The organism is Candidatus Sphingomonas colombiensis (genome assembly GCA_029202845.1).
In the GTDB taxonomy this organism is placed as follows: Bacteria; Pseudomonadota; Alphaproteobacteria; order Sphingomonadales; family Sphingomonadaceae; genus Sphingomonas; species Sphingomonas colombiensis.
On sequence record CP119315.1, the window covers coordinates 814,049 to 826,139 of the forward strand.

General features: G+C 62.0%; 5 protein-coding genes. 1 reads left to right on the forward strand and 4 read right to left on the reverse strand.

The annotated features are described in order from the left end of the window. Positions 1 to 31: 31 nt before the first annotated feature. On the reverse strand, positions 32 to 2,998 hold the full coding sequence (locus P0Y64_03870) for an amidohydrolase family protein (protein ID WEK43976.1): 2,967 nt from the start codon (positions 2,996 to 2,998) through the stop codon (positions 32 to 34). Positions 2,999 to 3,059: 61 nt separating this feature from the next. Further along, entirely contained in the window at positions 3,060 to 5,441 is a 2,382-nt protein-coding gene (locus P0Y64_03875) for a TonB-dependent receptor (GenBank protein ID WEK43977.1), read from the reverse strand. Between the two features lie 327 nt (positions 5,442 to 5,768). Between P0Y64_03875 and P0Y64_03880 the strand changes: the two genes are divergently transcribed. After that, entirely contained in the window at positions 5,769 to 8,765 is a 2,997-nt protein-coding gene (locus P0Y64_03880; protein WEK43978.1) for an amidohydrolase family protein, read from the forward strand. A 341-nt stretch (positions 8,766 to 9,106) separates the two neighbouring features. Here the strand turns inward: P0Y64_03880 and P0Y64_03885 are convergent, their stop codons facing one another. Together P0Y64_03885 and P0Y64_03890 are read right to left on the reverse strand one after the other, a co-directional pair. After that, complete coding sequence (locus tag P0Y64_03885; GenBank protein ID WEK43979.1) at positions 9,107 to 11,548, reverse strand: TonB-dependent receptor; 2,442 nt, start codon at positions 11,546 to 11,548, stop codon at positions 9,107 to 9,109. A 186-nt stretch (positions 11,549 to 11,734) separates the two neighbouring features. Next, complete coding sequence (locus P0Y64_03890) at positions 11,735 to 12,085, reverse strand: c-type cytochrome (protein ID WEK43980.1); 351 nt, start codon at positions 12,083 to 12,085, stop codon at positions 11,735 to 11,737. Positions 12,086 to 12,091: the final 6 nt, after the last annotated feature.

Consider the following 12,091-nt stretch of genomic DNA (forward strand, 5'->3'; position numbering starts at 1 on the left):
GTCAATCGTCCCACTCTTATGGGCGGGACGATCATTCGCGACGTTGCGCGGCGGCGCCATAAGGCGCGATCAGCTCGTCCACGGTGAAATAGCGCCCCGCCTTCATCACGCTGCGCACCTTCATCAAATCGCGAACGTCCGCGTCGGGCCGCCCTTCGACAAAGACGAGATCGGCCAGCTTACCCACTTCGACGCTACCGAGATCGGCTTCCACCCCTTGCGCCTGCGCAGGCACCGTCGTCGCGGTGCGCAGCGCTTCGAACGGGCTAAGACCGAATTTCTGAAGCGTGTAGAGGTTCTGAAAGGTGCTGATCGTGAAGCTGTCGAGCGGCGCATCCGAACCGATCATCACCCTGCCCCCGCCACGGATCACGCGGATCAGATCCTGCGCGGTCAGCCGCGATTGCTCCTCATTGGGGGTTAGGAAGAAATTGCACGGGCCCGTCTTCGCCGCGCACCCCATGAATTCCTTGAGCGAGGCCTGTTCCCACGCAGGATAGAGCGCCGCGATGCGCGGATCGCCAGGAAGGCCGGGCAGTTCCAGCAATTCCTGCCGCCCGGCAAAATTGGTAGTGGTGATTTCGATGCCGGATTTCTCAAGCGCCTGGAAAATATCGTCATAAACGCCGCCGCGAAACAGATGCGGAAAGCCATTGGTCCAGCGCGTCGGGCCGACGAAATGCTCCTCCCCGTCCACGCCATGCGCGATGCCGGGGTAAGCGAAATGCGACGTGACCGACACGCCCATCCGCCGATGCGCGCGCTCGGCGACCTGCGCCTGCCAGTCCGAACGGAAGCGCATGTAGGTCTTGATCACGTCATAACCGAGCGCCTCCGCGCGCGACAATTCCAGATCGAGCTGCGCCTGATCCTCGATCGGTCGCGAGAAAGACCACATTGGGCGCGACCCTTCCAGCATTTCCCCCGTCATGAAATGGCGCGGCCCGATCCGCGCGCCCGATGCGAGCGCTTCGCGGTCCTCAAGCGCGCGATAGACCGGATCGCCGGTCGAACGCGTTGAGGTGATGCCATAAGCGAGCCACATCCGCCCCTGCCGGTCACCGAGATATTTCGATCGAAGCTGCTGGTGGTTGTGCATCTCGAACAGGCCGGGCGTAACCGTCAGGTTCGATGCGTCGATCACGCGCCCGGCATTTTCGTGCGGTCCATGCGGCACGATGCGAGCGATGCGGTTCCCTTCGATCAGGATATCGACATTTTCCCGCACCTCGGGATGCACGCCATCCCACAAGCGCCCGGCATGGACAAGGATACGACCCTTAGCGCGCTCCTGCCTCCAATCGAGCTTCAGCGGCACTACGCGCGTGCGCCCGGTCTCACGATCGACCAGTTTCAGCGTACCATTGGCCAGATAGAGGATTGTGCGTGAATCACCCGCCCAGCTCGGCGCGTCGCTCGCCTCGCTGGTCAGCGGTTTGGCCGTGCCAGTGGGGGTGCCATCCGGCGCGACCGGCAGCACCCAGATGCGGCTCATCATACTGAACGCGAGCCATTTTCCATCCGGCGACCAGATCGGCCCATCGTCTCCGCGCGTCGAGATCGAACGGTTGGGCGTAGCGTCGATCCAGCGCTGCCTGCCGCTCGCCACATCGACCAGCAGGATGCGGTTGCGGCTGTCGTTGGCGGCGGTGAACGCGATCGTGCGCCCGTTCGCCGACCATGTCGGCCGGCTCGGGAAATCGAGCGCGGGCACGAGCGCGCGGTCCGCGCCGCTCGCGACATCGATGGTGCGGGTTTCGCCTGTTTCAGTCTGATAGGCGATCTGTTTGCCGTCCGGCGACCAGGCGGGCGCCACATTGGCGTGCGCGGATCGGCCGATCCGCCGCTTGCCCCCACTCGCTACGTCCATCGTCCACAATTGCGCGATGCCGGAAGCATCCGTCACATAGGCGATCGAGCGGCCGTCCGGCGCCCATACCGGATCGTTCTCGTAAAATGCATCGTCGGTCAGCCGGCGCGCGTTGCCGTTAAGATCGACGAGCCACAAATCGTTGAGCGCTTTGAACACGATCCGCTTGCCGTCGGGCGAGAGCGACGGCGCGACGATGCCCTTCACCGCATGCGCGGCGGCATCGTCGAAATCATAGCGTTTGCGCTGATATCCCGCGCGCTGGAGCCGGAATTTGGCGCGGAACGGCACCACCGCATCCATACCGCTCAAGACATTCAACGAATGGATCTTGCCGGTTCCACTGTAGAGCAGACGATCTTCGGATCGCCATGCGGGGGCGAGCGGGAACACGTCGGTCGCTGCGCCGATCACGCGCGATTTCCCCGTCTCGTCGCGGAGCATCAGCCGCCCATAGTCCGCGCCCGCGCAAACATAGGCGAGGCGCTTGCCCGATGGCGACAGCGCCGGGGCGGTCGCCGTGCCTTGCTCACACATCGCGTCGAGCGCCTCCACCCTGCCATCGAGCGACACGCGCTTCAGCCGGCCCATGTCGGCGAGCAGCAATGCGCCGCCCGCCGTCCAGTTCAGCGCCTGCGGCATCGCCAGCCCGCTCGCCGGAACGCGGCGGAGGTCGACGCTGCCCGGATCGGCCAGCCAGATACCCGCTTTTCCATCGCGCGCGGAGAGAAAGGCGATTGTCTTCCCGTCCGGCGACCAGCGCGGGAAAGTATCGTCAAACGCGCCAGAGGTGAGCTGGCGGCGCTGTTTTCCGTCGGCGGAGAGAATCCAGATATGCCACATGCCGTCGGCATAGGATTCCACCGCGATCTGCCGCCCGTCAGGCGACCAGCTCGGGTGCATCGCCTCGAACAGGTCGGTGGTCAGGCGGCGCGCCTCACCGCCCGTTGCGGATATGCTCCACAGACTACCTTGAAGATCGATCAGCAGCGAACCATCAGCGGGCGACGGATTGATCGAAAAATCCGTTCCCTCTTCCGTGACATAGGAAATAATCCGCGCCTCCCGCACGGGCGCCGCAAGACTGCTCGAGCCCAGCAACGCCATCGCCAGTAGCCATGCGCGCATCACGTCCTCCCCCACCAAAAAATATGGGCCACGCTTTCGGCGCGGCCCAGGATCGTCGTCGTCAGTAACGATAGACGCCCGTGACACCGAAAGTGACCGGCCGCACCGTGACCGCGCGATAGTTCTTAGTGGTCAGCGAATCCCGATAGATGCCGTATTCCGGATGCTGGTTCAGGATATTCTGCCCAAAAATCGACAGATCGAGCCGATCGAACTTCATGCCAACGCGGAAATTGACATTGTTCGATGCCGGCGCGCGCGGGATCGTCGGGTCCACGCTCGGCACGTTGGGCAGCGGCGTATTGTTGTGCGAAAGATATTGATAATCGGCATGGACATAGGCGTCGCGGTAGAACGCCTGGAAATCATATTGACCGTTGAGCGAGACCTGCCACGGCGCGATCGGCAGCGGCTCGCCCTTCGGGCGGACGACGATCCCGCCCGCACCCACCGTCGCGGTGGTATAATGCGCATCGGAATAGCCGACCGCCGCGCCGAGCGTGAAGCCGTCGCCAACCTTGGCGTTGACCTGCAGGTCGAAACCCTGGCTGCGCGCATTGCCGAAATTGGCGGCGAACGGCGTGTTGCAGTTCGGCAGCGTCAGGCCCGACTGAATGTCGGTCCAGTCGACCCGATAGACGCTGCCATCCATGACCAGCCGGCCGCCGAACATCTTGGTCTTCGCGCCCGCTTCATAACTCCACACCGAATCCGGCTTGATCTGGCGCGGCGCGGAGGTGAAGCCCAGCGCGGCGAGATCGGGCCCGCACTGGCTGGAAACCTGGCTGGTCGAAGAACCGGGGCGGAAACCCTTGGCAGCGGAGGCGTAGATCATCGTGTCCGGCGTAGCTTGCCATGACACGCCGAACTTCGGCGTCACGGGGCTGGCGGAGGCGTGGGACGTATTGGTCGTGCCCGCTCCGCCAGCGACCGGGCCGGCAGAGAAACCGCTGCTGTTATAGGTCAGCTTCGAGGCGCGCGCACCGGCCGTGACCGTCAGCGTATCGGTCAGCTTGAAATTAACCTGCCCGAATCCGGCCAGTTCCTCATCGACCAGCGACCCTTCCGAATAGAGCAGGAACCGGCCCTTATAGAGATCGGTGCCGAAAATCTGCCCGATCGTCACCGGAAAACCGATCGCATAACTCAGGATCTGGTTGATGAACGTGCTCTGCACGTCATAGGAACTCACCTGCTTGGCGTGCTGGTAATAAGCACCGAGTACCCAAGTGATGCGCGCATTCGGGTTGCTACTCTGCAACCGGAATTCCTGCGTGAAAGTGCGCTGCCCCGCAGTCAGATAGGCTGGCGAATAGACGTTGCGCAGTGCGGCGGGAGGCGGAATGGTATCAACCGGGTGACCGAAGATCGACGTGAACGACGAAATGTCCAGCGTGGTCGAATCATAAATATTGTTGTTGTTACGGTGGAGATATGACGTGTCCGATACGATCGTCACCGGCCCGGTATCGATATTCACCTTCAGCGAAGGCAACCAGAAGGTGTCGTCGTTGGGTGCGCGGACCTGATTGGCGGTAACGAACTTGTTCTGGCTCGGATTCGAATACGCCTCCCAGAACACCGACGAATCGTTGGCATGCGATTTCTGGTAGAAGATCGCAGGCGAGATGGTGACGTTCGGCGTGGGCTGCCACTTCAGCGCGGCGCGCGCGACCAGTGCGTTGCTCCAGTCGACATTCTTCGCAACGTCGCGCTGATCGTACCAGTCGACCTTGTCGACAAAGCCGCCATCGTGGCGCGCCCATACGCTCACGCGGAAGCCAAGCTTGTCCTCGACGATCGGACCGCCGACCGCGACGCCAGCTTCGTAGCTGGGATCGCCGCCTTTGGTCATCGCCATTTCGCTGCGCCCATAGACGCTGTATTTCTCTAGGCTCGGCTCCGGCGTGATGAAGCGGATCGTGCCGCCCTCCGAACCCGCGCCGAACAGCGTGCCCTGCGGACCGCGCAGAATCTCCACCCGGTCGAGATCGAAGATGCGCGGATAGGGGTTGCTCGAATCGTAATTGCCGCTGGGACGCACCTGCACCGGCGTCTCGTCGATATAAACGCCTACCGTCGCGGTGCCGGAGCCCGAGGAAATGCCGCGGATCGACACATCGCTCGATGCGCCATTGCCGTGCGTGCCCGGCGTGAAGGTGACGCCCGGTGTCAACGTGGCGATATCGCGGAAGGTGCGGACCGACTGCTGATCCATCTGATCCTGAGTGATCGCGGCGATGCTGATCGGTACCTTGCTCAACGCCTCCGCCTGCTTGGTCGCGGTGACGATGATATCCTGGATGCCGCCGTTCTGATCGGCCGCCTGCGCGGTGGAATTGGCCGGTGGCGCGGCATTGTTCGCCTGCGCAAACGCCGGGGCGCAAGCCACCAGCGCTAATATCGATGCTGTAATCCTAAGCGTGGAATCGATGCGCAACATGAGTCGCTCCTCCCCATCTGGCCCGCCCCCTTCAGGCTGCGGCGGCAGTGTATTCTCCCGCCACAACGCTATGATCCGGCTTTCTCCGCGTCAACAAATTTTGTTTGTTTGCCAACTTGTTTTTCCGCGGAAAGCCAGGAAGAAATAACCGCTATATATCACGCACTTGCGGATATCATCCCTCGCTAGTGCGCAATTTTTCTCACGAAAGCGGGGTTGATTTCTCCCGTAGTGTTATAATTTGACAACAAACAATATCCGTGCTGTCTGAGTGACACACCTCCCCCGAGAGGCAATAGACAAAGCGATTGCAAGAGAGGCGCATTGATGAAGGTGAATCGGATGATCGGGGCCAGTCTGCTCGCGCTCGCCCAATTGGCTGCGCCGACCCTGATCGCGCAGGCGCACGCGGCGGCAGCGGTATCGATCAATGTGTCCGAAGGAACCCATCTCGCCTTCGCGCTGTCGCCCGATGCCCAGCGCATCGTGCTCGATCTCCAGGGCGTACTCTATGTCATGCCGGCGACTGGCGGGGCGGCAACGCCGATCACGGATGCGCTTTATGACGGGCGCCAGCCGAGCTGGTCGCCCGATGGTAAATGGATCGCTTTCCAGTCGAACCGCGACGGCCATTATCGCATCTGGCTGATCGCGCCGGACGGAACGCAGGCGCACCCGTTCTCCACCGAGCCGTATGAGGCGCGAGAGCCGGCATGGTCGCCCGACGGCAAATGGCTCGCCTTTACCTCGAACCGCGACGGCAAGTTCGACATCTGGGCACGCAACATCGCCGACGGCAGCGTAAGGAAGCTGAGCAACGGCCTAGGCGGCAACAGCCGCGCGAGCTGGTCACCGGACGGCACCCGCATCGCTTACGCCTCGGATCGCATGGGTGCGACCGGCATCTATGTCGCCGATATGCAGGGGCGGGAAACTCTCGCCGCCAAGGCCAATGTGATGGCGTTTGGCATGAACGTGCCGATCGGCACGCCGACTTGGACGGCAGACGGCAAGGATGTGCTGTGGGCGCGCATCGCCGAGGGCAAGGCCGTATTGATGAAGGACGATAAGCCGCTGATCGACGGGGAAGATATTCACCCGTTCCGCGCGGCATGGCTCCCTAGCGGCGAGTTGCTGTACGCCGCCAACGGCAAGCTCAACCGTCGCAAGCTCGATGGCGGCGGCGAGCAAATTGTCCCCTTCACCGCCGCGATCAAGGTCAGCAAACCCGATTACGCCAAGCGCCACGTGGTGCTCGATTCCCGCACCGCGCGTCCGGTGATCGGGGTGCAGCGGGCGATGCTCTCGCCCGATGGCAAGCAGGTGACGTTCACCGCGCTTGGCGATCTGTGGCTGATGCCGGTCGGTGGCAGGCCGCGCAAGCTGACAGACGGCGGCCCCTATGTCGTAGTCGACCCGTCATGGTCCCCGAAAGGCGACAAGATCGTCTATGCGAGCGATCGCGAAGGCTCGCTCGACCTGTGGATCGCCGACCTCGCATCCGGCCGCCACGAGCGACTGACCAGCGCGCCGGGCGCGGAGATGCGCCCCGCCTGGTCGCCGGACGGCAAGAGCATCGTATATGTCGATGCATCGGGCGCCTATACCGAATTGGTCCGCGTTATTGACCTCGTGACTAAGCAAAGCCGGGAGATCAAGGAAGGCGGCTCCAGCCCCGGCTATCCAGCCTTCACGCCGGACGGAAAGTCGCTGATCGTCTCCACTTTGCGCAATGCATCGGATTCGCAATCCTATGTTGTCGGCGGCTACAACGAACTGTCGATAGTCCCGGCCGACGGCGCGGGCAAGGCGCGCGCCGTGTCGCTGGTGCCGGGCAAGTCGGTCGGCAACCGCTCCGGAGACGGGCCCGTGCTGTCACCGGACGGCAAGCTCTACGCCTATCAGATGGATAGCGCGCTCTACGTCCAGCCCGCGGGCCCAGACGGCAGCCCGGCCGGCGTGCCGCGCAAGCTATCCGACACTATCCCCACCGGGCTGAGCTGGAGCGCGGATTCCCGAACGCTCCTCATCAACACCGGCGGCCATATGCAGCTTATGCCAGTAGCGGGCGGCGCAGCGCGCAAGGTCGCGCTGCCCTTGCAATGGACAGCCGCGCGCGGCGAAGGCGTGACAACGATCCGCGCCGGCATGCTGGTCGATGGCGTAAAGGATCAGGCGCGCCGCGACATGGATATCGTGATCGACGGCAGCCGCATCCGATCGATCACGCCGCACGGCACCCAGCCCGTGCAGGGGCGCTTCATCGACGCATCGAACCTGACGGTCATGCCCGGCCTGATGGACATGCACGTTCATCTCATCAAGGAATATGGATCGAGTTTCGGGCGGCTCTACCTTGCCTATGGCATCACCACGATCCGCAGCCCAGGCAATGTACCCGGCGACGTCATCGAGGAAAAAGAGGCGATCGCCGCCGGCCGCAGGCCGGGCCCGAATATGTTCGTAACCGGCTATATCCTCGACGGCGAACGCACCGTCTGGGAAATGGGCACGCCGGTCGCCAGTCGCGGGGAGGTCGATCGGCAGATCGGGCTGGCGAAGCTGCTCGATTACGACATGATCAAATCCTATGTGCACACCGCCGAGCCGGTGCGGCAGCAGATCGTCGCCGCCGCGCACGCAGCCGGCATTCCGGTGAGCAGCCACGAAATCTATCCGGCGGCGCTGTTCGGCAGTGACAGTGTGGAGCATCTCGACGGCAATGGGGCCGGGCGCGGATATTCGGAAAAGGCCAGCCAGCTCAACATCTCTTATGAGGATTCGGTCAAGATCATCGCCAATTCGGGGATGACGGTGACGCCAACAATCTCGCTGTTCACGCCGACCGCAGAACTGGTCGATCACGATCCCACGATCGCCAAGGCTCGCTGGGCGCTGCAGCCGGTATGGGTACGCGAGGGATCGATCATGAGCTTCGCCAACGGCCCCGGCGCGGAAGTGCTGGCCAATAACATCCGCCAGTCGATCGCGAAGATCTTCCACGCCGGCGGCAAGATCGTGGTGGGGACGGATTCGCCCTTCACCCCGATCGGCATCAACACGCATAATGAACTGGTGCAGGAGGTGAAGGCCGGCCTCACCCCGTTCGAGGCGCTGCGCAGCGCGACCGCTGTTCCGGCCGAACTCGTTGGCGTGAACAAGGATCTCGGCACCGTCGAGGTGGGCAAGATCGCCGACCTCGTCTTCGTCGAGGGCAATCCGCTGGAAGATATCCGCAACGCCAGCAAGGTGCGCAAGGTGATGAAGACCGGGCGACTTTACACGATCGAACAATTGCTCGGTCAGTCCTCTGGCACCAAATAACGCGGTTATCGAACTGGCGGACGATTCCGCCTGGTCCGGGCAGCCATAACGAAACAAAAGGGGCGGCCTGCAATCGCGCGGCCGCCTCTTTTGCTTTGGATCAAATTGTCGCTGCGAGCGGCCGCTGCGCGGCCATAACGGCCGACTGATTGCTTGCCGTCAGTCGCGAGCATTTGTCCCAATCAAAACGCGATATGCCCCTCGAGTGTCCGCATGAGCGAGCAACGGATGGTCCGGCAACGCTCTCTAACGGCATCGCTGGCCGGCCCAACCTCTCCACACCAAACAAAAAGGGCCGCGCCGAAGCGCGACCCCTTTCCCCCTTTGCCCAAGCGAACCGATCAATGACGATAGGTTAGCGTGACACCATAAGTGCGTGGCCGATTGTAGAGATATGCCCCTTCAAGACTGCTTCCGAAGCCAAGTGCGCCGGTATTCAGCAGGTGGTTTTCGTTGAACAGATTGTTCGCGAAAACCGAGATATCCATGCCGTTCACGCGCGCACCTACTCGCAGATTGACCAGATTGTTGACGTAGCCCGGATTATTCGGCGCGGTCGGATCATAACCCGCGTTGTTCGGGTTCAGGCCGGCAGTGCGGTGATTGATCCCGGTGTAGCTGTAGTCACCACGCACGTAGAAGTTCGTCTCGTTCATCGCGACGAATTCATACTCCGCCGCGATGTTGAAGGTCGTGCGCGATCCATCGATCGCGTCGCCCGCCGAAACCGTGGGTTTTGCCTGCGTCTTGGTGGGAAAATAGTCCTTGTCGTAAGTGGCATTGGCATCACCGACGTTCGCGGTCAGCGTCAGACCGTTGGTCGGCTTCACCCGAATGGCGAGATCGAAACCAAAGCTCGTCACGTCGCCGAGGTTTGCGGTGAACGACAAGGGGCAGGAACCCGGCGGGATCGCCACATTGCCGATGCGGTTCTTCCACTTGATCAGGAAGACGCTGCCATCCAGCAACACCTTATTGTCGAAGAAATTGATCTTGGCGCCCGCCTCATAGTTGCGCACCCGATCAGACGAATAGGTCTTCGGCACGCCGCCCACCGCAGCGGGATTGCAGCCGGTGTTGTAGATCGGCACGTTGGCGCCGCCGATGCGGAAACCATCGGAGATGGTGGCATAATAGAGGTTGCCGTTCTCCGCTTTGTAGCTGACGCCGACCTTCGGCGTGAACGGCGTTTCACTCGACTTGCCAAGGTCAGTGCGCGGCGCCGGCGGGCCATTGACCGAGCCGTCCGCGAAATTCTCGAACTTGAACGTCGTGTGCGAAACACGGCCACCGGCAGAGAGCGTCAGCTTGTCGGTGATCTTGAAGTCGAGCTGGCCGAAGCCGGCGAGTTGCTCGTCCCAGGTCGTCGTATTGCCGACGAACAGATAACGGCCATTCGCCAGCCCAGTACCGAACGCGCTGACCAGGCAGCCATCGGGCGTTGTACAACCCAGGAACATGCCGGCATTGTCGAGCAATAGCTTGCCGAGGAAGGTATTTTCTACCGAGCGAAATGTTTCCACCTTGCTCTTGGAATAGAAGGCACCGAACGTCCAGTTGAGGCGTGAATCCGTATTGTTGTTTTGGATACGCAGCTCTTGCGTGAAGAAATTATTTCGTTGTTGATCCGTGCCGGTCGCCACATCGCGCGGGTTGGTCGGCAACGATACCGCCTTCGGCGTGAAGAATGATGTCCACATCGGCACTTCGAACGGCGTGAAATCGTTGATGCCGTTTTCATGACGGCGATAGTAAGACGTGTTCGAGATCACGTCGAAGCCGGGGCCGTTATATTCGATCTTCAGCGCCGGCAGGATGAAGTTCTGATGATAGGGCTGGCGCAGCGGATAGGCCTGCCCATAGACGTCCTTGCTGGCGTTGGTGTAATTCAGATAGGCATATGCCGGATCCTTCGTCTGTTCCCACACCGTGCTGGTGTCATCCAGATTGATTCGCTGATAGAAGATCGACGGCGTTATCGTCAGGTCGTCGACCGGCCTGAAGGCGAGCGCGAAGCGCGCCGCGATCGAGCGCTGTTCGTTGGCATTGGCCCGCTCGAGACGCCCGGTCTGGGTGTTCAGATGATCGATATAACCGCCGTCGGTGCGCTGCCAGAAGCTGGCGCGGAAGCCGAGCCGATCCTGAACGATCGGGCCGCCCACCGCGACGCCAGCCTCATAGCTGTTGGCACCACCGCGCGTCGTCGCCAGTTCGCCACGCGCATACACCGAATAATCGGTAAGGCTGGGCGATGGGGTGATGAAACGGACCGTGCCGCCTTCGGAACTGGCCCCGAACAACGTGCCCTGCGGGCCGCGCAACACCTCGACACGCTCCAGATCGAAGATTTGCGGATAAGCGTTCGACGAGAAATTGCCCGATGAGATCGTCGCCCGCTGGTTGATCGGCGTGTCATCGATATAGACACCGACGGTTGCGGCGCCCGCACCAGACGAAATGCCACGAATCGAAATCGCCGAGCCAAGGTTGCTATAACGCGTGAAGCTGAGCCCCGGCGTCAGGCGCGCGATATCGCCGACATCCCGGACACCCTGCTTGTCCATCAGCTCCTGCGAAAAGGCCGCGATGCTCGCCGGCACGTCGCGGACGCTTTCCTCGCGGCGCGTCGCGGTGACGATGATGTCGTCGCTCGAACTGGTGGCGGCAGCGGCCTGCTCGTCGGCCTTCACACCTGCGCGGTCTTGCGCCCAGGCTGGATTGGCTGTTGCCAGAGCAGCAAGCCCGACCCCCAATGCCAGACGCACACGACAATGATTTCTCATAAACCCCCTCCCGTTTCCCTTCGGCGCCGCGCCTGATGGCGTTCGGCGGTCAGCCGGCCCCTGCCAGCGTCACACTCGGATCATAATCACATAATAGTTTTGTCTCAATCTATATTTTGAATCAGGACAAACCGCAGGCGAAACGATCACCGCGCGTTCGTCCGGCGGCGCGATTCGCGTCGGGCGCTATTTGATCGATATCAAATAGGCGAGCAGCCGAGCACGCTGCGCCTTATCCGCCATGCCGCCATAGATCATCCGCGATCCCGGCACCGCCGCACGAGGGTCGGCGATGAACGCATCGAGCGCCGCTTCCGTCCACGCACCCTTTTGGCTTTTCATTGCGGAAGAATAGCCGAAACCGGGAACAGAAGCCTTCGGCCGATCGACGACCCTGTGCAGCGTCGGCCCAAGGCGATTCTCGCCGGCCTTAGTAGAATGACAGGCCGCGCATGGCGCGAACACCGGATCGGACTGCGCCCAGGCCACGCCCGACATCGCCACGAGAGCCACACCCAGAACCGTTATCTTAGACACAGCAAC

Excerpts from the sequence above, each read along its gene's own strand:
- P0Y64_03870 (WEK43976.1), bottom strand. The coding sequence starts at position 2,998 with ATGCGCGCATGGCTACTGGCGATGGCGTTGCTGGGCTCGAGCAGTCTT.
- P0Y64_03875 (WEK43977.1), bottom strand. The coding sequence starts at position 5,441 with ATGTTGCGCATCGATTCCACGCTTAGGATTACAGCATCGATATTAGCG.
- P0Y64_03880 (WEK43978.1), top strand. The coding sequence starts at position 5,769 with ATGAAGGTGAATCGGATGATCGGGGCCAGTCTGCTCGCGCTCGCCCAA.
- P0Y64_03885 (WEK43979.1), bottom strand. The coding sequence starts at position 11,548 with ATGAGAAATCATTGTCGTGTGCGTCTGGCATTGGGGGTCGGGCTTGCT.